The sequence below is a fragment of the Actinoplanes sp. NPDC049265 genome (assembly GCF_043197135.1).
In the GTDB taxonomy this organism is placed as follows: Bacteria; Actinomycetota; Actinomycetes; order Mycobacteriales; family Micromonosporaceae; genus Actinoplanes.
In genome coordinates this window covers 39,865-64,517 of the sequence record NZ_JBICSP010000002.1, presented here as the reverse complement: position 1 = coordinate 64,517, position 24,653 = coordinate 39,865, and the positions used below count along the sequence as shown (strand labels likewise).

Sequence of the window (24,653 nt, the reverse complement as noted above, 5' to 3'; positions counted from 1 at the left end):
ACTCACTGCGCCCACAGCGTTCGGTACGTGGCAGCTGACCTCGGGTTCTTCACGCACTGGGCGTCGTCACGGAACAGACTGCTCTGTACGCCGCCCTCGCCGCAGTCGGAGAAGTACGCCTCGTAGGCCAGATGCTCGGCGTGCGCCGCGAACCACTCGTGCATCCAGGTGATGTAATCCGGGTTCTCCCGGCCGGCGTCGCCGGTCGGCACCACGCCCCACTCGCCGACCGAGAACGGCTTGCCGTGCTTGCGGGCGAAGTCGTACAGCCAGGTCAGTCCCTCCGGCCGCGCCGCCGTCCGGTCGAACGCGGCCTTGGTCGGGCTCCACGGGAAGTGGTCGTAGTTGTCGATCCCGACGATGTCGACGTAGCCGTCGCCCGGGTAGCAGTTGGTGCTCACTCCGCCGCACAGCCCCGCCGGCGAGCTGTGCGCGTTGATCGACCAGTCCAGGATCACGTCCGGGTTGGTCGCCCGGATGTTGTCGGCCGCCCGCCGGTAGCAGCCGACGTACGCACTCGTGTCGGTCGCCCGCCAGGGCATCGTCTTCTCCTGCATCTCCCAGCCCAGCCGCACGATCGAGTCGCCGCGCCTGTGCTGGACCATGAGATTGCCGAAGTCGCGCCACTGCTCGTCGTACTGGCCGGCCGCGCACTTCGGCAGCTCGGCCTCGCCGCCCGTCGGCACCAGCCCCTGTGACACCACAAGCGCCCCCGGGAAGTCGTCGAAGAACTCGAACGTCCAGCCCGTACCGCTGGTCATCGCCGCGTAGCTGCTGCGGTCGGTGTAGGTCTGGGCGATCTTGCATGGCCGCCCGCGCTCGGTGCAGAATGCCTCGACGTGCGCGGTGTCGAAGGTCGGATCGCCGTTCACGCCGGACAGGCCGTTCGGTCCAGGCCAGATCCCAGGGGTACGCGGGGCCGCGAGCAACACGCTCGCCTTCTGTTCCGCTCTTGCGTCCGTTGTTGCGTCCGCTGGGCTTTCCGTGGCTTTGTCGGCAGCCGGTGTCTCCGTGGCTTTTGTGCAGCCGCCCATGGCGACGAGCACCGCCAGCAGGGCGGTGGCGAGCCGTGCGCGTGACATACGGGGATCCTCCGGTTTGCCTCACCTAAGTACGAGTAATTGCAGCCTAACCTTAGACATTTGATTGTTGAAATGGCCGCGCGCGTGCCGCGCGAATCGTCGTCGATTGCATTATCGTGGGTCGCAGATGCGATGAGAATGAGGAGGCCCACGCCATGACGCAGATGATGGAAATGCCGCGGGTGTCGCAGTGCACGGTGAGCGGCTGCGGCTACAACCACGACGGATGCACCGCGTTCGCGATCACCATCGGCCGCCGCAACTCGGAGTGCGACACGTATGTCGACTCCGATCTGCAGGGCGGGATCGGGCAGCTCATGGCCCAGGTCGGCGCCTGCAAGCGGTCCGAGTGCAAGCACAACAGCAACCTCGAGTGCCAGGCCCCGGCGATCACCGTCGGCAGCGCGACCGATCAGGCCGACTGCCTCACTTTCGAGGCCAGGTAAGGCTCATTCAACGTTAGGCCCGCCTTCCCTCGGTGAAGGCGGGCCTAATCTTTTGCGCGGCTAATTGTTGCCCCTTTTCCTGGCCCTGTTCTCGGGTCAAGATCAATCCCAACGGCCGAGGCATTCTCGACCGCCCGTCTACTTCTGCCGTCCGTCCGGGCCTCTTGACCGTCGCCCTCATGGCCGCTAGGTTGTTCTCAGATCAAGAAATACTCAAGCCGAGAACAACCGAGGGGCAAGCGGTGACGGACGAGGAGTTCCTGGCGGCGTACGACCCAAGTGCCTTCACGCCGGTAGCCGTGACGGTGGATGTGGTCGCGCTGACCATCCGGGCCGGCCGGCTGTGTGTGCTGCTGGTCGAGCGGGGCGAGTCGCCGTATGCCGGCTGGCGGGCCCTCCCCGGCGGTTTCGTCCGCGAGGAGACCCTCGACGCCGCGGCGCTACGCGAACTGGCCGAGGAGACCGGCGCCGCCATGCCCGCGGCCGTGCACCTGGAGCAGCTGCGCACGTACGGCACCCCCCAGCGCGACCCGCGCATGCGCGTGGTGTCCGTGGCCTACCTGGCTTTCGCCCCCAGCCTGCCCGACCCCAGAGCGGGCGGCGACGCGTCCGGCGCCTTCTGGGTCCCGGTCGACGAGGTGACGGAGCTGGCCTTCGACCACGCCCACATCCTGGCCGACGCCCTGGACCGGGCCCGTTCGAAGCTCGAGTACACCCCGCTGGCCACCGCGTTCCTCCCTCCGGAGTTCACGATGACCGAGCTGAGAGCGGTGTACGCCGCGGTCTGGGGCGAAGATCTCCACGCCGGCAACTTCCACCGCAAGGTCCTTTCCGTCCCCGGCTTCGTCGAGAGCACCGGCACCACCGCTTCCCGAGGCGGCGAACGGGGTGGCCCCAAGGCCCGTCTCTACCGCCCAGGCGACGCCCACCTCCTACACCCAGCCTTGCTGAGGCCAACCCGCGAGGACACAGTCCGATGACCCCGCCGCGATCGCTGTCCCTGTTCTCGTCGCCTCCGCCCCTGTCGTTCCTTTCGCCCCTGTCGTTCCTTTCGCCCCTGTCGTTCCTTTCGCCCCTGTCGTTCCTTTCGCCCCTGTCGTTCCTTTCGCCCCTGTCGTTCCTCTCGGTCCTGTTGACCCTGTCGCTCGTCTCGCCCCTGTCGCTCCTCTCGTCGCTTTCGTTGTCCTCGCTGCTCTCGTTGTCCTCGCTCCTGTCGCTCTTGTCGTTGTTCTCGCTGTCTTCGCCGTTCTTACCGTTCTTACCGTTCTTACCGTTCTTCGAGCGGGGCCCACAGTGACTTTCGAAGAGGCGATCACCGCAATCACCCGTGCGCGAACCTTCGATGATCTCGTCCGTCCGTCCGCCCACCCCACGTCGGCTTCCGTCAGCAGCGGAGTCATCCTTGGTGAGCCTGTCGAGACCTACCGCATGCTCTCGAAAATCGTGCACCCAGACGTCGCACCACCAACGGAGTCCGCCCATGCGACGGAAGCCTTCGCAAAGCTCTCGTCCCTCTGGTCGGCGTCTCGACCAACCGGCAGTTCCTCCGCCGTCCCGGGCAGCGGCTTTTCCGACGTCTCGGCCGGCGGCTTTTCCGGTGCCCCGCGCGGCGGTTTCTCCGGCGCTTCGAGCGGCCGTTTTCCCGGCGCCCCAGGCGGCGGCTTCGCGGGTGGGTCGAGTGGTGGTGTCCCGGGTGGGTCGAGTGGTGGTGTCCCGGGTGGGTCGAGTGGTGGTGTCCCGGGTGGGTCGAGTGGCGGTGTCCCCGGCGGGCCGGACGGCGCTTTCCCGGGCGGCCTGTGCGGCGACATCGCGGATCTGACACCGCTCGACGGTGGCCGCACGCTGCGCAAGGCGCCGCGCCTGGTCGGCGACAACGACCTGATGACCGCCGAGGCCGCGGCTCTCAGAACACTGTGGACCGAAGGCGACCCTCGTTACCGCGCCTATGCGCCGCGTCTCATCGAGTCGGTGCGCGATGGCCGCAAGCGGGTGAACGTGCTGGAGCGACTGGAGGGCTTCGTCACCCTGTCCGACGTCTTGCGGCTGCGACCCGACGGCATCGACCCGCGCGACGCGGCGTGGATATGGCGACGCCTGCTGACCGCCCTCGGCTGGGCGCATCGTTCCGGCGTGGTGCACGGTGCCGTGCTGCCGCCGCACGTGCTGATCCATCCCGCTGAGCACGGCGTGGTGCTGGTCGACTGGTGTTATTCGGTGGCGACCGGCACGCCGCTGACCGCGCTGGTCGGCCAGCACCGCGCCGACTATCCGCCCGAGGTCCCGTCGAAGCAGCCGGCTACCCCCGCCACTGACATCTATCTGGCGACCGTCCTGATGCGACGACTGATCCGGCAGTCGCCGGCACCGATCGCGCGCTTCTTGGACGGCTGCCTCTACGACGCGCCCCAGATGCGTCCCCAAGACGCCTGGGCGTTGCTGGCCGAGCTCGACGAAGTGCTCTTCGCCTGCTTCGGCCCCCGAAAGTTCCGGCCATTCACTCTCCTGAAAGGAGCCTGATCATGGGCAGTGGACGTTGGTCCACCGACGTGTACGACGCCGCGCGCAACTACCGCGCGGCCACTGGAACGAGCGCCTTCTCCTACAGCGACAGCGGAGCCCGCGCAGCCCACCCCGCCCTGGACCCGAAGGGCGTGACTCACCGGGAGAGCCGCGACAGCGACGAACACCCGCAAAGCACCCCGATCGCGGTCCTCTTCGACGTCACCGGCTCGATGGGCGGCGTCCCGCGCGTGCTGCAGACAAAGCTGCCCCAGCTGCTCGGCTTGCTGACCCGCAAGGGTTATGCCACCGACCCGCACCTCCTCTTCGGCGCGGTAGGCGACGCAACCTGCGACCGAGTTCCCCTGCAGATCGGCCAGTTCGAGTCGGACAACCGCATGGACGACGACCTGGCCCGCATCGTCCTCGAGGGCGGTGGCGGCGGTCAGAAGATGGAGTCCTACGAACTGGCGATGTATTTCATGGCCCGGCATACCTCCCTCGACTCGATGCTCACGCGTGGACGTCGTGGCTACCTGTTTCTGATCGGCGACGAGATGCCCTACCCGGCAGTGAAGCCGAAGGAGGTCCGCGCCCGGATCGGCGACAACCTGACCGAGCCGATCCGCACCGAAACGATGCTCGCCGAGCTGCAGCAGACGTTCGACGTCTACTACCTGCTGCCCACCGCGGCCGGCTGGGGCGGCGACCGGGAGGTCCTGACGCGGTGGCGGGATCTGCTCGGCCAGAACGTCATCGAGCTCGACGACCTGGACGCCGTCTGCGAGACCATCGCCCTCACTGTCGGCATGGGCGAGGACACCATCGACCTGGACGCCGGCCTGGCGGACCTCGTCGAATACGGCTCGACCGCCACCACCACGGTCGGCAAGGCGCTGGCCCCACTACGCCGCCAACTGCCAACCTCAGCCGGGAACATCCGGCTGTGACATCGCCCCGCGACCCGGCAACGCCGCCGTCCGGTTGCCCGACCCAGGTCGAGCCCTTCCGGCCGGCCGCGTTGTCGTCCAGCCCAGCGGCGTCCGTCGGGCCGCTTCAGCCCGCTGCAGCGTTGGCCGGCCCGGCGCCATCGGATGGTTCGCGCCACTCGGGCAGGTCGTCGTCTGGGCGCCCGGCACTGGTCGCACCTCGTCGAGCGGCCGGCGCCGAGCATGTCGCCGTCGTTGATCTGGGCTATGGCGACGCCGGCAAGGGGACGGTGGTGGACGCCCTGTGCGCCACGGCCCGCCGGGCGGTCCTGCGCTTCAACGGGGGAGCGCAGGCCGCCCACAACGTGATCACCGCATCGGGCCGGCACCACACCTTCGCCCAGTTCGGCGCGGGCACTCTGCAGGGTGTGCCGACGCACCTCACCCGCTTCATGGTGGTGGACCCGCTGGCTCTTTCGGCCGAGGCGTCCGCTCTCGGCAACCCGTACCACCTGCTCACGGTGGACGAGGACGCGCTGCTTGCGACCCCGTGGCACCGCGCGGCCAACCAGCTTCGCGAACAGCGCCGAGGCGACGGCCGCCACGGCTCGTGCGGGTTGGGTGTCGGCCAAACTATGGAGTACGCACTGCAGCACCCGTCCGCCCCGCGTGTGGGCGACGTCCGCTCTCCGTCCCGCCTGCGTACTCGCCTGGCCCAGGTCCGCGCCGTCCTCACCGAGCAATACGGACCCCTCCCGGCACCGCCACTGCACGCGGTGGTGGATGCCTTCCTCGCCTTCGGCCGGGCAGTGTCGATCGTGGACGGCTCCCACGTCGCCAAGTTGCTGAACGAGGGCCCCTGTGTCTTCGAAGGCGCCCAGGGCGTGCTGCTCGACGAATGGCGCGGCTGGCACCCCTATACCACCTGGTCGACCACCACCTTCGACAACGTGGCGGCCCTGTGCGACTCGTTCATCCGCCTCGGCGTCGTCCGCACCTACACCACCCGCCACGGCGCCGGCCCGCTGGTCACCGAGACCACCGACCTGGACCTCCCCGAGCCGCACAACGCCGTGGACGAGTGGCAAGGATCCTTTCGCATCGGTCACTTCGACGCCGTGGCGCACCGATACGCGGCAGAGGTGGCGGGCGGACTGGACGGCCTCGCGATCACCCACCTGGACCGCGTCACCCCGGCCATGAAGATGTGCACCTCTTACACAGTGGACGACGATCAGCCGTGGCGGCGGGTAGTCCCCGGCCCACCGCAGGACCTCGGATATCAGTCCGCCTTGACCGCGCTCCTGAATCGTGCCCGTCCGGGCGACCTCCACACCCCCGAGAACTGGCCGGCCGAGATCAGCGAAGTACTCGGCGCTCCCGTGCTGGTCGAGTCTCATGGCCCGGCCACCAATGACAAGAAGTTGCGTTGTTGATTCGCCATGTCTAGATCCAGCCCTGCTCCCACGCCGCCTGAGCGGCGGCGTGGCGATCGGCGACAGCGAGCTTCGTGATTGCGCTCGACAGGTAGTTCCGAACCGTGCCCGGCGTCAAATGAACGACCGTCGCGATCCCCTTGATCGACAAGCCTTGCCGCGTCACGCGCAGCACATCCATTTCGCGATCTGTCAACGGACACGGCCGCTCGCTGAGCGCGAAGGAAGCGAAGTCCTGATCCACATAACGCCGCCCGCCGTGCACCTCCCGAATGATCGCGGCGAGCCGTTCGGCCGGCGTGGTCTTCGGCACGAACCCTCGAACTCCGGCACTGAGCGCCCGCCGCAAGATGCCCGGCCGCGCATGCCGAGTGACAAGGACGACCGGCATGGCCAGTCGGGCGGCCGCGGCGATCCCGTCACCAGGCGGCATTTCGAGATCCAGAACAGCGAGGTCCGGCTGAAGCCGCTCGGCCAGCGCGACCGCGGTCTCACCGTCGGCCGCCTGAGCAACGACGACGAGGTCTTCCTCGAGGTCGAGCAGGGCGGCCATCGCCCCGCGGATCAGCACCTCGTCGTCGGCGAGCAGGAGTCTGATCATTCTTTGACCGGGTTGCGTCGCCACGCCCGTCGACCGAGGCTGTTGACCGGTGTCCACCAGGCCCGTCTCCGGTTTGGCGTCCGAGTCTCCGGCTGGCCGCGTCATGACGTCGTTCCCAGGCTCGGCGAGCCGGCCTCGCGCTGCTCAACTGGCGTCGGCCGCCGCGTCGGGAGGCTTGCGTCAATCTCGAAATGGTCCGTGTCGCCCGTCCAACGCAGCCAGCCGCCCGCTGCGGCGAACCGCTCCGCCAGGCTGGCCAGCCCGTGACCGTCGTCGCCCTTCCCGTCGAGCGGGCGATCGTTACGGATGGTCAGCCGCACGTCGTCGCTGCTCGTGGCGAGTGTGATGCCGGCGTCGGTGGCTGCGCTGTGCCGCAGCATGTTCGTCGTGGCCTCTCGCACCAGCAGGGCAAGGAGACGACTGGTACGCGGCGCGATCTCGCCCCACGGCACCAACTCGGTGCGGCAGCGGACGCCAGCGGCCCGGAACAGCCCGATCGCGTTCGTCACCTCAGTCTCCAGCGACACCTCCCGATAGCCGTGGGCGACGCTGCGCGTGTCTCGCAAAGCGTCGTCGGCCAGCGTCCGCACTTCACACATCTCCGCCGCCGCCCGCTCGGGGTCGGTGGCGATCAGCCGCGCGGCCAGTTCACTTTTCAGCACGATCGCCTGAAGGTTGTGGCCCTGGATGTCGTGCAGGTCGGCGGCGAAGCGCTGCCGTTCCCGATCCACCGCCGTCCGTGCGTCACGGGTCCGCTCGAAGTCCAGACGGACAGCCACCTCCCACACCCAGAACTGGGCCATGAGCGAGAGCACGCACAACAGCGTCGCTCCGGCGGCGAGCAACCCGGTCGCCCAGTCGCCGGTGCTGAAGGCCACGGTGACACCGGTGAGTGCCAGGCCCGTCCCGGCGATCGGTAGACGTGGCCAGTTGGTGGCCGCCATGACCGCGGAGGCGATCACGCCGGGGACGCCGATCGCCGGCCAGATCTGCTCACCGCCCTGGGCCGTGACGATCACGGCGCAGACCAGCGCGACCGGCAGCAGACGGAGAACCCAGGACCCGGGCCGGGCGTAGAGCGCTCGGACGTAGAGGACGCCTGCGAGAGCGCATGCCACGACCGTGGCCGGCTTGGGGGACAGGGCCACCACCGCCAGCACACAGAAGAGCAGCGAGCCCGCGGTGAAGTGCCGCAGGTATCGCAGGGAGCGAGTCATGGGGCCATCATGCCGCCGGGCGGATCCGGGCCGGTACTGACAAATGTCATCGAATTCGATGACAGGATGTCACTACTGACGCCTCCGGCCGGCGGCCAAGCTCGTCACATGATCGAGTGCAGCGGGATCCGCTTCTCCTACGCCGGCCACGAGGCGCTGGCCGGTGTCAACCTGTCCGTCCGCGGCGGCGAGATCGTTGCCCTTCTCGGCACCAACGGCGCCGGCAAAACTACCCTGGTCGACGTCATCCGCGGGCTGCTCAAACCGGCCACCGGCACGGTGCGGGTGCTCGGCCGCGATCCGCGTCGTGAGCGTCGTGTCCTCGCCCCGTTGATCGGACTGGTCCCACAGGACTCCGGCTTCGCCGGCGGACTGACCGCCGCCGAGACCCTGCGGCTGTGGACCGGGCTCAACGGCCGCGCGGCCACCGGCTCGCTCGCCGAGGTCGATCTGGCCAGCCGGGCCAGGGTCAAGGTGCGGCACCTGTCCGGCGGTGAGCGCCGCCGCCTCGATCTGGCGGTCGCGCTGTCCGGTGACCCGCCTCTGCTGGTGCTCGACGAGCCGACCACGGGCCTTGACCCGGAGTCCCGGGGCGCCGCGTGGGACGTGCTTCGCGACCGTGTGGCGGCCGGCGCCACCGTGCTGGTGACCACGCACTACCTGGAGGAGGCGTCGCAATACGCGGATCGGTTCGTGGTCCTGCACGAGGGACAGGTCGCACGGTCGGGGAGCGGCGACGCGGCGGAGGCCTTCCGCGCGGCGCTGGCGGGCGACGGGTCGATGGGGGAGGAGCGATGATCTGGCCGGTACTGGCCCGTGCCGAGCTCGTGCTGCTGCGACGTAGCCCACTCGCCTTGGCCAACGCTGTGGTGATGCCGGTCGCGGCCGCTCTCGGCTGGATGCTGCTGGCGCGTGACTCGCCGACAGGCCTGACCGTGGACGCGGTCGCGATGCAGGCGCTGCTGTTGCTGGCCTGCACGCCCTACCTGCAGGCGGTGACCATGCTAGCCGCGCGGAGGCAGGAACGGGTGCTCAAGCGGTTGCGGGAGAGCGCGCTGACCCCGGCCGGTGCGTGGGCCGGTCTGATGGTCCCGCTCATGCTGCTCGGGGTGGTGCAGACCGCTCTGCTGATCGGGGTGACGATGGCGGCCGGGCTGGATCCGCCGGCCCGGTGGTGGCCGCTCGTTGTCGCGGTCGTGTTGGGCCTCGTGTTCGCGGTGCCGCTGGCGGTAGCGACGGCCGTGGTGACCCCTGCTCCGGAGCTGGCTCAGCTGACAGCCGTTCCTGGATTCCTCGCGCTCTTCGGCGGCGGATTCTGGGCCTTGAACGGCGGCTCGTGGGCGTTCCTGCTACCCGGGGGTGCACTGACGGAGTTGGTCCGTCTGGCCTGGCAGACGGACGCCGGGTGGCTCGACGGCTGGCGCGACGTCGCGGTCATCGCGGTGACCACGGCGGTGGCGGCGCTGGCATCGCGGTTCTTCCGCTGGGACCCGCGCACAGTGTGACCGCGACGTGATCGAGGGGAGGTGCGGAGATGTCAGAGATACATGCCCGTGGCGGGCGTTGTGGTCGGCACGGTAACGGGCTGGGCGCCGGTGCGGAGGGCGTAAAGCTCGGCCAGCGTCGCGCCGTCCGGGCTGATGCCCGTCGAGGTGCCGAGCCAGCGGACTGCCTCGGTGTAGGGGAGCCGGCCGACCTCGATGCTGGCCAGGCAGCGTCCGGGGCGTACTACGGCCGGGTGCAGCGAGGCCAGGTCCTCGTTCGTGGTGATGGCGATCAGCGCATTGCGGCCCTGGCCGAGCAGGCCGTCGGTCAGGTTGAGCAGGCGGGACAACGACTGGCCGGCGCTGGCCTTCGCCTCGCCGCTGACCAGTTCGTCGCAGTCCTCCAGCATGAGCAGGCGCCAGCGGGGCTCGTCGTCGTCGCCGGTGCCGAGGGCGACGCTCATCAGGTAGGCGGGGTCGCTGAACAGGCGCTCCGGGTCCAGGACGCAGTCGACCTGGCACCACGACCGCCACTGCTGGGCCAGCGCTCGCAGCGCGGTGGTCTTGCCCGTGCCGGGCTCGCCGTGCAGCAGCAGGAGCCGGCCGTTCACCACGCTGCCGTCGAGCGTCATCAGGCGCTCCAGAGTGTCGGCGACCGGGGAGGCGTAGTTGCCCTTGATCTTGGGCCACGGCGCGGCGTCGATCTCACGCTGCACCCGGCGGGGGCCGTGGGTGCCGAAGTGCCAGAAGCCGATCGGCACGCTGTCCGGTGCTGGCTGCGGCTCCTCGACCGCGCCGGCGGTGGCCGCGGCCAGCACCGACTCGGCCAGCTCGGCGGAGATCGCGGTGACCGTGACGCGGGCCCGGCGGCTGTGGCGCCAGCGTGTCACGTGCAGCGTCCAGCCCTCGCCGACGGAGAGGCGGCCTTGGCCGTCCTCCTCGACGGCGTCCCGCACAAGGCGGGCGTCTTCGGTGCTCAGTGGTGCGTCGGCCCGGACGTTCTCGAGGTAGTTGCTGCGGCCGAACGGCTCACGCCCGGTGACGAACGCGTCGAGGGCGAGCAGGTCCACCACGTCGACCAGGCGGTCCCCGTCGTCGACGGACGCGGCCAGCGGCAGGGCGTGGTGAGCGGGCAGGGTGACCGCCGCCTCCACGGGACGGCTGCCGAGCCGGTCGACGGACTGATGGGGTGTGCGCATACCCACCATGATCGTCCCGATGCGGCCGGAAATACAGCCGTTTTCACCTTTGAGCGATTCCCCCGCGTCAACCACCGTCCAGTCCAGACACTCATAGGTGCAGGCCAGATGCTTGCACAAGGGAGAAGGCCTCCAGCTAAGGTGAGGCAAGCCTTACTTCTTGAACTGGGAGCTTTCATGACCGGCCATTACCTTTCCCGCCGAGGGCTGCTCTTCGGGGCCGTCGGTGCCGCTGCTGCCGGCCTGCTCGCCGCCTGCGGTGGCGGCGGCGAAGACTCGGGCAGCCAGGGCGGCACGGCATCGCCGGGCGCGGGCGGCGGTGGGTTCCCAACGTCGGTCGCCCATCAGTTCGGCACGACCACGCTCGCGGCGGCGCCCAAAACTGTCGTCTCGCTCGGCTGGGCCGACGCCGACGCGCTACTCGCCCTGGGTGTAGTGCCGACCGGCATCCTCGACTGGCTGCAGGCTTGGCCGGTCGGCGTCGGCCCGTGGGCGCAGGACAAGCTCAACGGGGCCAAGCCGCAGGTGCTCAAGGGGCCAGAGATCAACTTTGACGCGGTCGCCGCGCTGCGGCCCGACCTGGTCACCTTCACCAAGTCGGACAACGTCAAGGCCACCTGGGACCAGTTGGAGAAGCTCGCGCCCACGCTGTCCGGGCCGAAGGGAACCCAACCCTACGGGACCACGCTCAAGGACCAGACGGTGATGATCGCCGAGATCCTCGGGCGGAAGGCGGACGGCGAGAAGCTGGTCGCCGACAACGACAAGGCGCTGGCCGACGCCAAGGCGGCGAACCCCACGTTCGCAGGCAAGTCGGTGTGCGTGGCGGCGGCGTTCGGCGGACAGTACGGCGCGTACACGCGTGGTGACGGGCGAGTGCAGTTCATGGAGGCGCTCGGCTTCACCAACTCGCCGAAGATCGAAAACCTCAAGCCGCAGTCGTTCTACGCCGAGGTCTCCAAGGAGCGGGTCGCGCTCCTGGACGCCGACCTGACCGTGATGTTCGCCATCGGTGCCGGCGCCGAGCTGCGCAAGGACACCGTGCTCAACAGCATCCCGGCGGCCAAGGCGGGCCGGCTGCTGATCATCGACGATGCGGATCTGGTCAACGCGTTCTCCACCAACTCGGTGCTCAGCACCCCGTACACGCTGGAGAAGTTCGTCCCGATGGTGCAGGACGCGCTGAAATGACCACCAGGGCGGCGGCCGTCAAGGCCGGCTATCTCCCGGCCGCGGAGCGGGTCAAGGCGCGCGGCGGTCTCACCACGCGCGGCCTCGGCCTGGTCGTGGCGGTCGCCGTTCTGGTCGCGGCGGCGGCGCTGAGCATCGCCATCGGCACCAAGGCCATCCCGCTGGGCACGGTCTGGGACGCACTAGACGGGCGGGTCACCGATCCGTCCCACACCGACGACCTCACGATCATCCAAGACCTGCGGATCCCGCGTACGCTGCTCGGTCTCGCCGCCGGTGTCGCACTCGGCCTGGCCGGCGCCCTCATGCAAGCGCTGACCCGGAACCCGCTGGCCGACCCGGGCATCCTCGGCATCAACGCCGGCGCCGCGGCCGCCGTGGTGCTCGCCATCCGGGTGCTCGGCCTGGCCTCGCTGACCGGCTACATCTGGTTCGCGTTCGCCGGGGCGGCCGGGGCGTTCGTGATCGTCTACCTGCTCGGCACCCGTGGCCGCTCGGGCGCCTCGCCCGAGCGGCTGGCGCTGGCCGGTGCCGCGGTCGGAGCGGCATTGCTCGCGATCACGAACTCGGTGGCACTACTGGACGTCACGACGTTCGACCGCTACCGGCTCTGGGTGGTCGGCGGGCTGGCCGGCCGGGACATGGACGTCGTGCTCGGCGTACTGCCGTTTATCGGGGCGGGAACACTGCTCGCGCTGGGCCTCGGGCCGTCCCTCAATGTGATCGCGCTCGGCGAGGACACCGCACGGGCGCTCGGCGCCAACCTAGGACGCACCCGGGTGCTGAGCGCCATCGCGATCACGCTGCTCTGCGGCGGCGCGACGGCGGCGGTCGGCCCGATCGCCTTCGTCGGCCTGGCCGTACCCCATCTGGCCCGGGCCCTCGTCGGGCCGGACCAGCGGTGGCTGCTGCCCTATTCGCTGGTGCTCGCACCCGCGCTCCTGCTCCTGGCCGACGTTGCCGGGCGCGTCGTCGCCCGGCCCGGTGAGTTGCAGGCAGGCCTGGTCACAGCCTTCATCGGGGCGCCGATCTTCCTGGCCGTGATCCTCCGCCGCCGGATCGTGCCGCTATGACCGCCACGATCAAGCCGGCCGGCGCGCGGCGGGGGCGGGTGCTTCTACGCGGAGCGGGCATCGCGCTGCGGCTCGACCTCCGCACCAGCGGCGTGACCGCCCTGCTCGTGCTCGCCGTGCTGGCGGCGTCCGCGGTCACCATCGTCTACGTCGGCACGCGGATCCCGTTCGCCGACATGATGGACGTGTTCGCAGGGCAGGGCCGGCGCGCCGACCGGTTCGTCCTGCTCGACCTCCGGCTGCCCCGGCTGTGCCTGGGCCTGTTGGCGGGGGCGGCGCTGGCCGCATCCGGTGCGGTCTTCCAGAGCCTGTCGCGCAACCCACTGGGCAGCCCGGACATCGTCGGCTTCACCACCGGCAGCGCCTCCGGCGCGGTACTCGCGATCATCGCGTTCAGCGCCGGGCCCGGCGGGGCGGCCTTCGGCGCGATCGTGGGCGGGGTCGGAACGGCGCTGATCGTGTACGGGCTGGCAGCGCTCGGCGGCGGAGCGATCCGGCGCGTAGTGCTGGTCGGTATCGGCGTGAGCGCCATGCTCGTGGCGCTCAACAGCTACCTGATCAGCCGCGCCCGCCTGGACGCCGCCCAGTCCGCCGCGGTCTGGCTGGTCGGGACGCTGAACGGGCGGAACTGGACCTACGTGCAGTTGCTGGGGGCGGCGCTGATCGTGCTGACCCCGCCGCTGCTGCTGATGAGCCGACGGTTGCATCTGCTCGAGATGGGCGACGAAACGGCCCACGCGCTGGGCGTCAAGGCCGGGCCCAGCCGGTTGATCCTGGTGCTGCTCGCGGTCGCGATCTGCGCGGTGGCGACCGCTGCCACAGGACCGGTCGCGTTCGTCGCACTGGCCGCCCCGCAGATCACCAAGCGGTTGACACGGTCGGCGACGTTGCCGCTCGTACCCTCGATGATCACCGGGGCGCTGCTCATGGTGCTCAGCGACTTCGTGGCGCAGCGGCTGCTCGCGCCCGCCCAGATGCCGGTCGGCGTAGTCACCGGCGCGGTCGGTGGGGCGTACCTGGCCTGGCTGCTCAGTGTGCAATGGCGGAAGGGAGCCTCATGACCCGCCTCTCCGGTGCGGACCTGACCCTCGCGTACGACCAACGGGTGGTCGCCTCCGGGCTGACCGTGGAAATCCCCGACGGGTCGTTCACCGTGATCGTGGGACCCAACGCCTGCGGCAAGTCGACGCTGCTGCGGGCGCTGTCCGGGCTGCTCACCCCGAAAGCCGGTGCTGTGGTGCTGGACGGCGCGGCTATCTCGTCATATCGAGCGAAAGAAGTCGCTCGGAGGCTCGGGCTGCTCGCTCAGTCGGCGATCGCGCCCGAGGGCATCTCGGTCGCCGACCTGGTGGCGCGAGGGCGGTACCCGCACCAGAAGCTGCTGCGGCAATGGACGCCCGAGGACGAAGAGCAGGTGGCACTGGCCATGGAGGCTACGGGGGTGACGCCGCTCGCCGACCGGCCGGTGGACGAACTCTCCGGCGGCCAGCGTCAGCGCGTGTGGATGGCGATGGCGCTCGCCCAGCAGACCGGCATCCTGCTGCTCGACGAGCCCACCACGTACCTCGACATCGCCTACCAGATCGACCTGCTCGACCTGTGCGCCGACCTGAACGAGGAAGGCCGCACCCTGGTCGCGGTGCTGCACGACCTCAATCAGGCCACGCGCTACGCCACCCATCTCATCGCGATGAAGGGCGGCGAGATTGTCGCCCAGGGCGAGCCGTCCACGATCATCACGGCCGAGCTCGTGGAGCACGTGTACGGGCTGAAGTGCGAGGTGATTCCCGACCCGCAGACCGGCACGCCGCTGGTGGTGCCGGCCGACCGGGCAGCCAGACGCGCGTCGGCACGAACGCCGGCCGGGTAGGTGGGGCGGCACGGGCATCCGAGGGTCGAGCGGGGCGCTAGAGCTAGGCGCGGGACAGGACGAACACCGGGATGAGGCGGTCGGTTTTGGTCTGGTAGCCGGCGTAGTTGGGGAAGGCCTCGACGCAGATTTTCCACCACTCGTCTCGTTCGGGGCCTTCGGGGAGTTCGCGGGCCGTGTAGTCGTGTTTCTCGGCGCCGTCCTGGAGTTCGACCAAGGGGTTGGCGCGGAGGTTGTGGACCCAGACCGGGTTCTTGGGGGCGCCGCCCAGGGAGCCGACGGCAGCGTAGGCGCCGTTGTGCTCCACGCGCATCAGGGCGGTCTTGCGGAGCTTGCCGCTCTTCGCGCCGACCGAGGTCAGCACGATGATCGGCATGCCCTGGATTGTGTCGGCCTCGGTGCCGCCGGAGGACTCATAGGCCTCCGCCTGCTTCCGTGCCCAGTTGGACGTGCTCGGTTCGTAATCACCCGATAGCGGCATGCGGTCAACCCTACGTTCGTGAGTCTGCGGAGTGGGCGCGGATCGGCTCGGGCGGGGATCGGGCTCGGCGGCGCAGGTGACGGTCGGGGCGCTGGCTCGGCGCGCGTCGCTGACAGCGGGGTTCCGGGCAGCGCGGCGACATTGGGAAGGCTTTGAGTCAGCGTGTGGTGACGTCGGCCGGGGTTCTGGCTTGGCGTGTGGTGACGTCGGCCGGGTTCTGGCTTGGCGTGTGGTGACGTCGGCCGGGCTCTGGGTCAGCGCGCGGCAATGGCGGTTGCTTTTCTGGGGCAGCGCGTGCCCGTGTCGGGCGGGGTTCTGGGAGCAGCGCGGCGATGACGTACTGGGGCTCTGGGTCAGCGCACTCCGATGACGGCTGCGTCGGGGCCGCCGCGCCACAGGGTGCCGGTCTCGCTGAAGCCGGCGCTGCGTAGGGCTTCGAGGTGCCACGATATGGGCGGCAGCCACTCGGTGTGGCCGCTGCGGCCGGGCGGGTAGATGCGGTCACGCTCGGCGATGAGCTCGGCGAAGGAAGCGTCCGTGCGTACGTGGGACCACCAGGCGGACCAGGACAGGGCCGCGCCGGCCGCGTACCGGGCGTCTCGTTTCTCGTCCTCGCGGTCTAGCAGGCGCTTGCCGAACGTGGGCAGGCCGTCGTCGGGCATCTGGTCGGCGTTGACGAAGATTCCGCCGGTGCGCAGCAGGCCACGGATCTCGGTGTAGAGGGCGGTCAGGCGAGGGCCGGGCAGCCAATGCATGGCCGTGGCGGTGAGGACGGCGTCGAAGTCGCGGTGCGGGAGCGCGTCCACCCATGCGGGGTCGTTCAGGTCGGCGGCTACCACCGATGCCCGGCCGCCGAGTGACGCCCGGGCCAGGGCGAGCAGCACCGGGTCCTGGTCTACGACCGTGGCCGTGGCACCGGGGAAACGGGTCAGCGTGCGCAGCGAGATTGTTCCGGTGCCGCCGGCCAGATCGAGCAGGCGCGGGGGCTCTCCGTTGGTGGCCGCGTCGACCGCGTCGAGCATCGCGGCCAATCGTTCCTCGCGGTCCGGCAGGTAGGACTCCTGCTGTCGATCAAAGCTTTCCTGCCAAGCGGCGGCGTTCGCGATGTAAGCACCCATAAGCCAGACGGTAGTTACGCTAGCGGCTTATTGCAATACCTTGGCAATAAGAGGATGGGGGGTGACGCGCGAGGCCGCGGAGGGGAGGAGACACGGGCGGGGGAGGCGCGCGGGGCAGCAGGCGCGCCGGCAGCATGTCGCTGAAGTGGCCGGCAGGCAGCAGACAAAGGCAGCGGACGAGGGCGGTGGGTAGGGGCGGTGGGTAAGGGCAGCGGACGAGGGCGGTGGGCAAGGGCAGCGGACGAGGGCGGTGGGCAAGGGCAGCGGACGAGGGCGGTGGGCAAGGGCAGCGGACGAGGGCGGTGGGCAAGGGCAGCGGACGGGGGCGGTGGGACAAGGGCGGTGAGGGGCGAAGAGGCGGCGCGGGAACGGGGGCGGTCAGCGGTCGGCGAACCGCTGGGCGAAAGTCTGCAGGTCGCGGCGTTGGATGGCTGCTGCCATCAGTTCCGGGAAAGCGTCCGGCGTACACGCGAAAGCCGGAACCCCCAACGCGGCCAGCGCCGACGCGTTCTCGCGGTCGTAGGAGGGTGCGCCCTCGTCCGACAATGCCAGCAGGACCACCACCTGCACGCCGGCGGCGGTCATCTCGGCCACGCGGCGGAGCATCTGGTGCCGGACGCCGCCCTCGTACAGGTCGCTGATCAGCACGAAGATGCTGTCGCGGGGGCGGGTGATCAGCTGCTGGGCGTACCCGATCGCGCGGTTGATGTCGGTGCCGCCGCCTAGCTGCGTACCGAAAAGGACCTCGACCGGATCGCTCAGCTGATCGGTCAGGTCGACCACGGACGTGTCGAACACCACGAGAGACGTGCGCAGCGAGTGGATCGACGCCAGGACCGCGGCGAACACCCCGGCGAAGACCACCGACGACGCCATCGAGCCGGACTGGTCGATGCAGAGGATGACGTCGCGTTGCACGGCGTGGGAGCGGCGCCCGTACCCGATCAGGCGCTCGGGGATCACGGTCCGCTGCGCGGCCTGGTAATGCTTGAGGTTCGCGCGGATGGTGCGCTCCCAGTCGATGTCCGCGTGGCGCGGCCGGCTGGTGCGTGACGCGCGGTTCAGGGCGCCGGTCACGGCCGCGCGGGTCTGTTGCGCGATGCGCTTCTCCAGATCGTCGACCACGGTACGCACGACCTGGCGCGCCGCGGCCTTGGCCTGGTCGGGCATCACGCGGTTGAGTGAGAGCAGCGTGCCGACCAGGTGCACGTCGGGCTCGACGGCCTGCAGCATCTCGGGCTCCATGAGCAGCCGGTGCAGGTCGAGCCGCTCGATGGCGTCGGCCTGCATCACCTGCACGACGGTGCTCGGGAAGAACTCGCGGATGTCGCCGAGCCACCGGGCCACCCGAGGAGCCGAACCGCTTAGCCCGGCGGCACGGCGCCAGCCGCCGGGGTCGTCGCCCGCGGCCGAGTCGTCGTCGTAGAGCGCGGCCAGGGCGGCGTCCATCTGCCCGTCGCGGCCGCCGGCCTCGCCCAGCGCCTCGTCGGCGGGCCCGCCCAGGACGAGCCGCCACCGTCGCTGCCGCTCACCGCGGGCGCTGTCGTCCTGCTCGGTCATCGCTTCTGCTTTCCATAATTTTGATCTTGTGCGGCCCCCGCCGCCACCCCCCACCCCGGCACTTGGGTGGGTCGGACTATAGGCGCTGGTTACGACAGGAACACGTGGCTGTCCACAGGCGGGATGTCATGTGGACGGCCGGCCGATCAGTGCGGCCAGCGTGGGCAGCACCTGGGCGGCCCGGTCATGGTCGAGCACCACCTCCGCACCCCCGGACGCACCCCGCCCATGCGCGATCCGGTCCGCGATCGCCCTCCGCTCCCCAACCGCGAACCCCCCGAACGTCCTCCGCAACAGCGGCAGCACCTGATCGAACGACGACTCCCCAATGTCCGCCAGCCATTCGTCCAGCAACTCCAGCAGCTGATCGTCGTGAACGAGCAGCAACCCGCCCCCGGACAGGAACCCCTCCACCCAGGCCGCCGCGTGCGCCGGCGGCGTACCCACGGTCAGCGGGAGCCGCAGCCGCCGCCGGACTTCCGACGGTTCGAGGCGGCCGGCGTCCATGAGCAGCCGGGTGAGGCGCCCGGCGAGCAGCCCGTGCAGGTCGGCCCGCCCGGCCACCGAGGTCAGCGCGGCCAGCCAGCGGTCGCGGAGCGGCGGGGAGTCGAGCAGGGCGATCGCCGCGTGCACGCCGTCGATGTGTTTGCGCAGGTCCTTCGCGGCCTCGTCGGAGAGGGAACCGGCGGCGGCGGGAAGGCCGGCGCAGACCCGGCCGAGCAGGCTCGTCGTCACGGTGGACAGGCCGGCCACGTCGCTGCGGCGGACGTCGCCGTAGCGGACCGTGCGGGCCAGCGCGGGCAGCGCGGCCATCAGGTGGGTGACGTCGGCGTCCTCCGCGGCCCGGGCGTCGAGAGCGGTCAGGACCGGCGGGTACGCCTCCTTCAGGTCGCCGAGCAGGCACGCCTCGACCAGCGCGGTGACGTCGGCCAGGGTGGCGGCGGAACGGGCGCGGTCGGTGACCCGGGCGGTGGCCGCGGCCGCGACCGTGGTGCCCCACATGCTGCCCTCGACCAGGCTGACCGCGAACTCCGGCTGCCACTGCAACCGCCAGCCCTCCCGGAACGTGCCGGTGCTCTGCCGCCCGGACTGCGGCTGTCCCCACGGCACGTCCAGGAGCCGCAGCCGGTGCAGCAGCCGGCTCCGGTTGAGGTCGATGTCCCGGCGCAGGTCGAGGTCGAGCGCACGCTGCGCCGCCTCCGGTTTGAGGCGCAACCCACGCTGCTGCGCGGCGAGATCCTTGGCCAGGGGTACGGACGGCATCTCCTCGGGCACCGCGCCGAGCCGTTCGCCGACGACCAGCTTCCGGTCGATCAGCTCGGCCCGCAGCCGCTCTCCGTCGCACATCACCGACTCGGCCGCCTCGGTCACCTCGGCCAGCCCGGCCAGCGGTCGCCCCCGCAGCGACGCCAGCGCCTCGGCCAGCCGGGTCGCCTCGATCACATGCGACGACGAGGTCGGCACCCCTTCGGCCCGCAGCACCCCGGCCGCGTCCACCAGCCAGCGCGGCACCACGTCGGACGTGCTGCTGAACAGGTGGTGGTACCAGCCGGGCGAGCGGACCCCGGCGCCGTAGCCGGACCACGACGCCAGCCGCCCGTACGTCCACGGCACCCAGGTGAAGGTGACCTTGCTCTTGCGCCGCCCCTTGAGCAGCGCCTGATCGTCCTTGATGGTCGCGTTGAGGCTGAGCGCCGGGACATGCCAGGCGCCGCACACCACGGCGATGTCGTCGTGCTCCTTGCGCACCTCACGCAGGACGGTACGCATGTAGGCCTCGCGCACCAGGTCTTCCGGATCTTCCGGCGACGCCTCGCGGATCGCGCCCATCGCCTCGCCGATCGCCTCGAACGCCGGCATCCCGCGGTGTTCGACGACGTCCTCCCACCAGCGCTCGGGGTCGTCGTACCCGGCCGCGGCGGCCAGCTCCCCGATCGGGTCGACCGGCCGGACCGACTTGTCGGCCTGAACCGGCGCCGAAAACCGATAACTGAAAGGCAGATCAAAGAATCGCACGGGTACGCCGGAAGCAACCGCCCACCGCAGCGCCTGCCACTCCGGGGAGAACACGGCGAACGGCCAGAACGCCGACCGCCGCGGATCCTCGGCCGCGTAGCCGAGCAGCGCCACCGGTGGCTGCAACCCTTCGTCGGCCACCCACCGGACCAGCTCGTCGGCCTCCGGCGGCCCTTCGATCAGCACTATCGACGGCCGCTGGCTCTCCAGCGAGGCGACCACCGCCCGCGCCGAACCCGGCCCGTGGTGGCGGATCCCGTAGTGCTGCTCAGGCATCGCGCGCCGCGCGGTAGAAGTCCCGCCACCCGTCCCGCTCCCGGACGACCGTCTCCAGGTATTCGCGCCAGACCACGTCGTCGGAGACCGGGTCCCTGATCACCGCGCCGACGATGCCGGCGGCCACGTCGCCCGGGCGCAGCCGGCCGTCTCCGAAGTGGGCCGACAACGCCATCCCGTTGGTGATCACCGAGATCGCCTCGGCGGTGGACAGCGTGCCGGTCGGCGACTTCAGCTTCGTACGCCCATCCTCGGTCAGCCCCGCCCGCAGCTCCCGGAAGACCGTGACCACCCGCCGGATCTCCTCCATCGCGGCCGGCACCTCGGGCAGGTCGAGCGACCGGCCGAGCTGGGCCACCCGCCGCGCGACGATGTCCACCTCGTCGTCGGCCGACGCGGGCAGCGGCAGCACCACCGTGTTGAACCGGCGGCGGAGCGCGCTGGACAGGTCGTTGACGCCGCGGTCACGGTCGTTCGCGGTGGCGATCAGGTTGAAGCCGCGCTCGGCGGCCACCTCGGTGTTCAGCTCGGGGACCGGCAGCACCTTCTCGCTGAGCACGGTGATCAGCGCGTCCTGCACGTCGGACGGCATCCGGGTGAGTTCCTCGATGCGGGCGATGGCGCCGGTCCGCATGGCCCGCATCACCGGGCTGGGCACCAGGGCGGCGTCGCTCGGCCCGTCGGCCAGCAGGCGCGCGTAGTTCCACCCGTATCGGATCGCCTCCTCGGCCGTTCCGGCGGTGCCCTGCACGAGCAGTTTCGAATCGCCGGAGATGGCCGCCGCGAGGTGTTCGGAGACCCAGGTCTTGGCGGTTCCGGGTACGCCCAGAAGCAGCAGCGCGCGGTCGGTGACCAGCGTGGACACCGCCACCTCGAGCAGCCGCCGCGGTCCGACGTACTTCGGCGTGATCTTGGCACCGTCGCCGAGCAGGTAGGTCACCACCGCGTGCGGTGACAGCCGCCAGCCCGGCGGTCGCGGCCGGTCGTCGACGGCGGCCAGCGCGGCCAACTCGTCGGCGTACTGATCCTCGGCGTGCGGACGAAGAACTGTCACAGGAACTCCAGATCGATCAGGACGGCGGCAAACGAGGGGGCGGCAATGGGCGCGGCGGTGGTCGCGGCGGCGGATGCAGGGGCGTCGGCGACCGAGGGCGCGGCGGGGGACGAAGTGGTGGCGGCGGCGAGGCGCGGGGCGGTGGGGGTGAGGTCGGCGGTCATCCGAACTCCTGGTGCATTTCCTGGCGGAAGGCGAGCGCGGCGGCCAACTCGGCGATCGGGCGGGTACGGACGGTCGGGCCCAGTTCGTGGTCGAGTTCCTCGGCCAGCTGGGCGACGCGGGGCGCGTACCGGGTCGGCAGGCCGCCGATCGCGGGCGGGCACAGCTCGTGGACCAGCCAGGCGTCCTGGTCGGAGCGCACCCCGTGGCGCAACGCGGTCAGGACCACGGTGGCGAGTTCGTCCGTCCACTCGCCGGTCAGCTGGGTGAGCAGGCGGCTGACCTGATAGTCGCGCCGCACCAGATAGTCGAGCACGATCCGGGTCAGGTGCGTGGCGGGCAGCACCCCGTGCAGGTCCCACCGGACGATGTGCCGCAGCGCCGGCCCTTCGCCGCCGTTGTCGTTCAACACCAGCGCCGACGCCCAGGCCGCGTCGCGCTGGTCGATCGCCGCCCGCGCCCACCCGTGCACCAGCGAGTCCTCGAAGTCGTCGCCCCGAGCAAGCTCGATCATCGCGGCGGGACTCTTCGCATACTCCGCCCACACCACGAGCGGCGTCCCGGCCACGATCTCCTCCAGCCGATGAGCGCCGGCCCCACCCGTCCGCCGCCCGCCACCCACGCCGCCCGAAGCCGGGCCGCCGCCGAAAGGTGGGCCGCCGCCCGAAGACGAAGATCGCGCGCCGGACCCGGACGACGGTGTGAGGCCGTCGCGTCGCATCACCGCGTCCAACTCCTCGGGCGGCGTGACGACCAGCCGGTCCCGGCCGATCACGCGTCGCTCCAGCCGTACCGCGGCCCTGGCCCGGGCCGCCATCCGACCCGCCCAGGCCGACCCGGGCAGAGCCCGCAGCAGCTCCAGCCCGGCGTTACGCACGGCGCCGTTGCGGTCGTCGAGAGAGCGTTCGAGCAGCGTGGCGTCGGCGAGGGACAGCCCGTGGCCCAGCTCGGCCAGGAAGCGGGCGCGATCCGAGGCCGGGTCCGCCTCCCAGGTCGACTCGATCAGCCGCCGCCCCGCGTCGGGGTCACGCAGCCGGGTGGCGTGCAGCAGCGCCACCCGCTCGTCGGCCGTTCCGGTGTCCCAGGACGACGGTTTCGCGGGCAGCAGCCACTCCCACTTGTCGCGCATACCGGCCAGCCACCGGCCGCGCGCCCCGGCCACCGTCGCTACCGCCGCCCGCAGGTCCTCGTGGGTGGTGGCCTGGTCGAGCAGGCCGGGCAGCCGGCCACCGGGGGCCCGGCCGCCCCGCGCCTGGGCCAGCCGCAGCCACTCGGCCAGGTAGATGGGCGTGGCCGTGGACCCGAACGGCGCCTCGCCGAGGGTGAGGATCCGGCGTAGCCGCTCACCGGCCGCCCACGGCAGGGCGGGCTGGGTCTCGGCCGGCGCCGCCTCGATCGGACGGTGCCCGGCGCCGGGGCGCACACCCGCGCGGCGGTAGACGAGCGCGCTGCCGGCCGCCTCCAGCAGGCTGCCCGCCGGCAGGTCGAGGGACCGGCCACCGACGGCCACGGGGGCCGGGGTCCACGGTCGCCGGGCCGTGCCGACGAGCGCGGCCGCCAGCAGGTCGGGCGGGAGTTCGGGCTCGCGGCGGTTGGGCCCGTCGAACGTCTGCTCGGGCGCGGCCACGAACACGCCGTCGACCCAGACGCCGAGCGGGCGCAGGCCGGCCGGTGACCACTCGCCGGCCACCGTGACCGGGCGCCCGCCGCCGGCCGCGATCAGCCACCACGGATGACGGAAGCCGGCCGCCAGGGGCAGGGCGTCGCCGGCCTCGTCGATCAGCCAGTCGTCGTCGGGCCGGCGGTCCCCGGCCGGCCGATGGCGGCCGGCCCGGTCCGGGGGACGCTGGTCGCCGGGTCGTGGCGCCGCTGGTCGCACCCCGGCCAGCAGCACCGGAACGTCGGGCCGCCACGGTTCGGCGGCGAGCGCGGCGGCCCACCCGGACAGGGCGGCGGCGATGGGTACGCCGGTCGGCGCGGACAGCGGGAAGTCGCCGCGGCGGTCGGCGATCAGGGCCCGCAGCGGCCATGTGCCGGGGTAGAAGCACAGGTCGGCGTCGAGGTCGCGGCCGGGGACGACGTCGGACGGCAGGCTCTGCCCGGGCGCCGCGAACGACAGCAGCAGGGCGAACCGGCCGGTCGTGGCGCCGTGCAGCCAGATCCGCCGGGACTGGAGGTTGCCGTCCTCGGCGTCGACCCGGCCCAGCACCCGCCAGCGGTCGGTGACCCGCGGGCCGGCCAGCACGTCGCTCGTGCTGGTGGGGAAGCCGATCCGGGTGCGTACCGAGGCGGCCAGGCCCGATGGCAGCTCGTCGAGCCGGTCGTGCCCGTCGACCAGCAGCCGCAGCAGGCCCATCTCGCCCAGCACCCGATCGGCCCAGTGCGGGCCGCTGCCGACCAGGCCGCCCAGCCGGCGCACGGTGGCCGCCGCGGCCGGTGCCTGCGCGTCGACCAGCCGCGCGGCCATCTCGTCGAACGGGTCGTACCCGCCGCGTTCGGCCGCCGCCAGCCCGGCCTGTACCTGGTCGTCGAGCCATCGGCCGAGTTCGCTCATCCCGGCGGCGACGCGGTCGGCCCGCACCGCCTGCCGTTTCGCGGCCGCGACCGGATCGGGGGGAGCGTCTGATTTGACGCGCCGAGCGGGGAATGTCGCCCATTCCGGAGCGGCGGCATCGGGGACTCCGACGGTTGCCCAGCGGAACAGCAGCCCGAGGGCGTGCTTGCAGGGGGTTTTCCGACTCGGGCAGGAGCACTTGAAACGTGGTCCATCGAGATCCACGGCCACTTGGTACGTGCGGCAAATCCCCCAGAGAACGGCGTCGGAGAGGCCGGCCGCCGACCACTGGGAAGGCGCTCCGAGACCTTGGCCGGCGCGCGCTGAAACCGGGTCGGGGGCGATTGCCCGGACCTGCTCGACCGACCAACGTTCGATGGACACCCGGTAACCCTAAGACCTGCC

At 71.0% G+C, this 24,653-nt stretch carries 23 protein-coding genes; 12 read left to right on the top strand and 11 right to left on the bottom strand.

Annotated features, from left to right (window positions below):
• Window positions 1-2 precede the first annotated feature (2 nt).
• Window positions 3-932, bottom strand: coding sequence for a glycoside hydrolase family 26 protein (locus tag ACGFIO_RS06085; protein WP_392822713.1), 930 nt, complete (start codon window positions 930-932; stop codon window positions 3-5).
• Between the two features lie 305 nt (window positions 933-1,237).
• Here ACGFIO_RS06085 and ACGFIO_RS06080 point away from each other — a divergent pair, with 305 nt between their 5' ends.
• The 6 genes from ACGFIO_RS06080 to ACGFIO_RS06055 all read left to right on the top strand — a co-directional run bounded on the left by ACGFIO_RS06080 (window position 1,238) and on the right by ACGFIO_RS06055 (window position 6,392).
• Complete coding sequence (locus ACGFIO_RS06080) at window positions 1,238-1,528, top strand: DUF1540 domain-containing protein (RefSeq protein WP_392822710.1); 291 nt, start codon at window positions 1,238-1,240, stop codon at window positions 1,526-1,528.
• A gap of 242 nt (window positions 1,529-1,770) precedes the next feature.
• On the top strand, window positions 1,771-2,508 hold the full coding sequence (locus tag ACGFIO_RS06075; protein WP_392822708.1) for an NUDIX domain-containing protein: 738 nt from the start codon (window positions 1,771-1,773) through the stop codon (window positions 2,506-2,508).
• Complete coding sequence (locus ACGFIO_RS06070) at window positions 2,505-2,825, top strand: hypothetical protein (protein WP_392822706.1); 321 nt, start codon at window positions 2,505-2,507, stop codon at window positions 2,823-2,825. The genes ACGFIO_RS06075 and ACGFIO_RS06070 overlap by 4 nt, the downstream gene beginning before the upstream one ends.
• Window positions 2,822-4,045 (top strand): hypothetical protein, encoded by a 1,224-nt coding sequence (locus ACGFIO_RS06065; RefSeq protein ID WP_392822704.1) that lies wholly within the window; start codon window positions 2,822-2,824, stop codon window positions 4,043-4,045. The genes ACGFIO_RS06070 and ACGFIO_RS06065 overlap by 4 nt, the downstream gene beginning before the upstream one ends.
• A 2-nt stretch (window positions 4,046-4,047) precedes the next feature.
• Window positions 4,048-4,977: a hypothetical protein gene (locus ACGFIO_RS06060; RefSeq protein ID WP_392822702.1), complete on the top strand. Its 930-nt coding sequence runs from the start codon at window positions 4,048-4,050 to the stop codon at window positions 4,975-4,977.
• Window positions 4,978-5,165: 188 nt separating this feature from the next.
• A complete protein-coding gene (locus tag ACGFIO_RS06055) occupies window positions 5,166-6,392 on the top strand; it encodes an adenylosuccinate synthetase (RefSeq protein ID WP_392824332.1) in 1,227 nt (408 codons plus the stop codon).
• Window positions 6,393-6,402: 10 nt separating this feature from the next.
• Here the strand turns inward: ACGFIO_RS06055 and ACGFIO_RS06050 are convergent, their stop codons facing one another.
• Window positions 6,403-6,993: a DNA-binding response regulator gene (locus ACGFIO_RS06050; protein ID WP_392822700.1), complete on the bottom strand. Its 591-nt coding sequence runs from the start codon at window positions 6,991-6,993 to the stop codon at window positions 6,403-6,405.
• A 101-nt stretch (window positions 6,994-7,094) separates the two neighbouring features.
• On the bottom strand, window positions 7,095-8,210 hold the full coding sequence (locus tag ACGFIO_RS06045) for a sensor histidine kinase (protein WP_392822698.1): 1,116 nt from the start codon (window positions 8,208-8,210) through the stop codon (window positions 7,095-7,097).
• Window positions 8,211-8,318: 108 nt separating this feature from the next.
• On the opposite strand from ACGFIO_RS06045, the gene ACGFIO_RS06040 reads away from it, so the two are divergent.
• Together ACGFIO_RS06040 and ACGFIO_RS06035 are read left to right on the top strand one after the other, a co-directional pair.
• The gene (locus tag ACGFIO_RS06040) at window positions 8,319-9,008 is read left to right on the top strand and encodes an ABC transporter ATP-binding protein (protein WP_392822695.1); all 690 of its coding nucleotides are present in this window, start codon (window positions 8,319-8,321) and stop codon (window positions 9,006-9,008) included.
• A complete protein-coding gene (locus ACGFIO_RS06035; RefSeq protein WP_392822693.1) occupies window positions 9,005-9,715 on the top strand; it encodes an ABC transporter permease in 711 nt (236 codons plus the stop codon). Before ACGFIO_RS06040 ends, ACGFIO_RS06035 begins: the two co-directional genes overlap by 4 nt.
• Window positions 9,716-9,747: 32 nt before the next feature.
• Here ACGFIO_RS06035 and ACGFIO_RS06030 read toward each other — a convergent pair whose 3' ends face one another.
• Window positions 9,748-10,893 (bottom strand): DUF5925 domain-containing protein, encoded by a 1,146-nt coding sequence (locus ACGFIO_RS06030; RefSeq protein WP_392822692.1) that lies wholly within the window; start codon window positions 10,891-10,893, stop codon window positions 9,748-9,750.
• Between the two features lie 177 nt (window positions 10,894-11,070).
• On the opposite strand from ACGFIO_RS06030, the gene ACGFIO_RS06025 reads away from it, so the two are divergent.
• Genes ACGFIO_RS06025 through ACGFIO_RS06010 form a run of 4 tightly spaced genes read left to right on the top strand, consistent with a single transcriptional unit; the run spans window position 11,071 to window position 15,027 of the window.
• Entirely contained in the window at window positions 11,071-12,084 is a 1,014-nt protein-coding gene (locus tag ACGFIO_RS06025; protein WP_392822690.1) for an ABC transporter substrate-binding protein, read from the top strand.
• Window positions 12,081-13,157 (top strand): iron chelate uptake ABC transporter family permease subunit, encoded by a 1,077-nt coding sequence (locus ACGFIO_RS06020; RefSeq protein WP_392822687.1) that lies wholly within the window; start codon window positions 12,081-12,083, stop codon window positions 13,155-13,157. The genes ACGFIO_RS06025 and ACGFIO_RS06020 overlap by 4 nt, the downstream gene beginning before the upstream one ends.
• Window positions 13,154-14,218, top strand: a complete 1,065-nt coding sequence (locus tag ACGFIO_RS06015; RefSeq protein WP_392822685.1) for a FecCD family ABC transporter permease — start codon at window positions 13,154-13,156, stop codon at window positions 14,216-14,218. Before ACGFIO_RS06020 ends, ACGFIO_RS06015 begins: the two co-directional genes overlap by 4 nt.
• Complete coding sequence (locus tag ACGFIO_RS06010; RefSeq protein ID WP_392822683.1) at window positions 14,215-15,027, top strand: ABC transporter ATP-binding protein; 813 nt, start codon at window positions 14,215-14,217, stop codon at window positions 15,025-15,027. Before ACGFIO_RS06015 ends, ACGFIO_RS06010 begins: the two co-directional genes overlap by 4 nt.
• Window positions 15,028-15,070: 43 nt before the next feature.
• Here the strand turns inward: ACGFIO_RS06010 and ACGFIO_RS06005 are convergent, their stop codons facing one another.
• The 7 genes from ACGFIO_RS06005 to ACGFIO_RS05975 all read right to left on the bottom strand — a co-directional run bounded on the left by ACGFIO_RS06005 (window position 15,071) and on the right by ACGFIO_RS05975 (window position 24,632).
• Complete coding sequence (locus tag ACGFIO_RS06005; protein ID WP_392822681.1) at window positions 15,071-15,508, bottom strand: nitroreductase family deazaflavin-dependent oxidoreductase; 438 nt, start codon at window positions 15,506-15,508, stop codon at window positions 15,071-15,073.
• A gap of 353 nt (window positions 15,509-15,861) precedes the next feature.
• Window positions 15,862-16,626, bottom strand: coding sequence for a class I SAM-dependent methyltransferase (locus tag ACGFIO_RS06000; RefSeq protein WP_392822680.1), 765 nt, complete (start codon window positions 16,624-16,626; stop codon window positions 15,862-15,864).
• Window positions 16,627-17,004: 378 nt separating this feature from the next.
• Window positions 17,005-18,186, bottom strand: a complete 1,182-nt coding sequence (locus ACGFIO_RS05995) for a VWA domain-containing protein (RefSeq protein ID WP_392822677.1) — start codon at window positions 18,184-18,186, stop codon at window positions 17,005-17,007.
• A 126-nt stretch (window positions 18,187-18,312) separates the two neighbouring features.
• The gene (locus ACGFIO_RS05990) at window positions 18,313-20,478 is read right to left on the bottom strand and encodes a DUF5682 family protein (protein WP_392822675.1); all 2,166 of its coding nucleotides are present in this window, start codon (window positions 20,476-20,478) and stop codon (window positions 18,313-18,315) included.
• A complete protein-coding gene (locus ACGFIO_RS05985) occupies window positions 20,471-21,532 on the bottom strand; it encodes an AAA family ATPase (protein WP_392822673.1) in 1,062 nt (353 codons plus the stop codon). Before ACGFIO_RS05985 ends, ACGFIO_RS05990 begins: the two co-directional genes overlap by 8 nt.
• Window positions 21,529-21,696 carry a hypothetical protein gene (locus tag ACGFIO_RS05980; RefSeq protein WP_392822671.1) on the bottom strand — a complete coding sequence of 56 codons (168 nt, stop codon included), beginning with the start codon at window positions 21,694-21,696 and terminating at the stop codon, window positions 21,529-21,531. The genes ACGFIO_RS05985 and ACGFIO_RS05980 overlap by 4 nt, the downstream gene beginning before the upstream one ends.
• Entirely contained in the window at window positions 21,693-24,632 is a 2,940-nt protein-coding gene (locus ACGFIO_RS05975) for an SWIM zinc finger family protein (protein ID WP_392822668.1), read from the bottom strand. Before ACGFIO_RS05975 ends, ACGFIO_RS05980 begins: the two co-directional genes overlap by 4 nt.
• Window positions 24,633-24,653 lie beyond the last annotated feature (21 nt).

What these genes read in the sequence shown, in the direction of transcription:
- ACGFIO_RS06080 (WP_392822710.1), top strand. Translation starts at nt 1,238, where the DNA reads ATGACGCAGATGATGGAAATGCCGCGGGTGTCGCAGTGCACGGTGAGC.
- ACGFIO_RS06070 (WP_392822706.1), top strand. Translation starts at nt 2,505, where the DNA reads ATGACCCCGCCGCGATCGCTGTCCCTGTTCTCGTCGCCTCCGCCCCTG.
- ACGFIO_RS06060 (WP_392822702.1), top strand. Translation starts at nt 4,048, where the DNA reads ATGGGCAGTGGACGTTGGTCCACCGACGTGTACGACGCCGCGCGCAAC.
- ACGFIO_RS06050 (WP_392822700.1), bottom strand. Translation starts at nt 6,993, where the DNA reads ATGATCAGACTCCTGCTCGCCGACGACGAGGTGCTGATCCGCGGGGCG.
- ACGFIO_RS06045 (WP_392822698.1), bottom strand. Translation starts at nt 8,210, where the DNA reads ATGACTCGCTCCCTGCGATACCTGCGGCACTTCACCGCGGGCTCGCTG.
- ACGFIO_RS06040 (WP_392822695.1), top strand. Translation starts at nt 8,319, where the DNA reads ATGATCGAGTGCAGCGGGATCCGCTTCTCCTACGCCGGCCACGAGGCG.
- ACGFIO_RS06035 (WP_392822693.1), top strand. Translation starts at nt 9,005, where the DNA reads ATGATCTGGCCGGTACTGGCCCGTGCCGAGCTCGTGCTGCTGCGACGT.
- ACGFIO_RS06030 (WP_392822692.1), bottom strand. Translation starts at nt 10,893, where the DNA reads ATGCGCACACCCCATCAGTCCGTCGACCGGCTCGGCAGCCGTCCCGTG.
- ACGFIO_RS06025 (WP_392822690.1), top strand. Translation starts at nt 11,071, where the DNA reads ATGACCGGCCATTACCTTTCCCGCCGAGGGCTGCTCTTCGGGGCCGTC.
- ACGFIO_RS06020 (WP_392822687.1), top strand. Translation starts at nt 12,081, where the DNA reads ATGACCACCAGGGCGGCGGCCGTCAAGGCCGGCTATCTCCCGGCCGCG.
- ACGFIO_RS06015 (WP_392822685.1), top strand. Translation starts at nt 13,154, where the DNA reads ATGACCGCCACGATCAAGCCGGCCGGCGCGCGGCGGGGGCGGGTGCTT.
- ACGFIO_RS06010 (WP_392822683.1), top strand. Translation starts at nt 14,215, where the DNA reads ATGACCCGCCTCTCCGGTGCGGACCTGACCCTCGCGTACGACCAACGG.
- ACGFIO_RS06005 (WP_392822681.1), bottom strand. Translation starts at nt 15,508, where the DNA reads ATGCCGCTATCGGGTGATTACGAACCGAGCACGTCCAACTGGGCACGG.
- ACGFIO_RS06000 (WP_392822680.1), bottom strand. Translation starts at nt 16,626, where the DNA reads ATGGGTGCTTACATCGCGAACGCCGCCGCTTGGCAGGAAAGCTTTGAT.
- ACGFIO_RS05995 (WP_392822677.1), bottom strand. Translation starts at nt 18,186, where the DNA reads ATGACCGAGCAGGACGACAGCGCCCGCGGTGAGCGGCAGCGACGGTGG.
- ACGFIO_RS05990 (WP_392822675.1), bottom strand. Translation starts at nt 20,478, where the DNA reads ATGCCTGAGCAGCACTACGGGATCCGCCACCACGGGCCGGGTTCGGCG.
- ACGFIO_RS05980 (WP_392822671.1), bottom strand. Translation starts at nt 21,696, where the DNA reads ATGACCGCCGACCTCACCCCCACCGCCCCGCGCCTCGCCGCCGCCACC.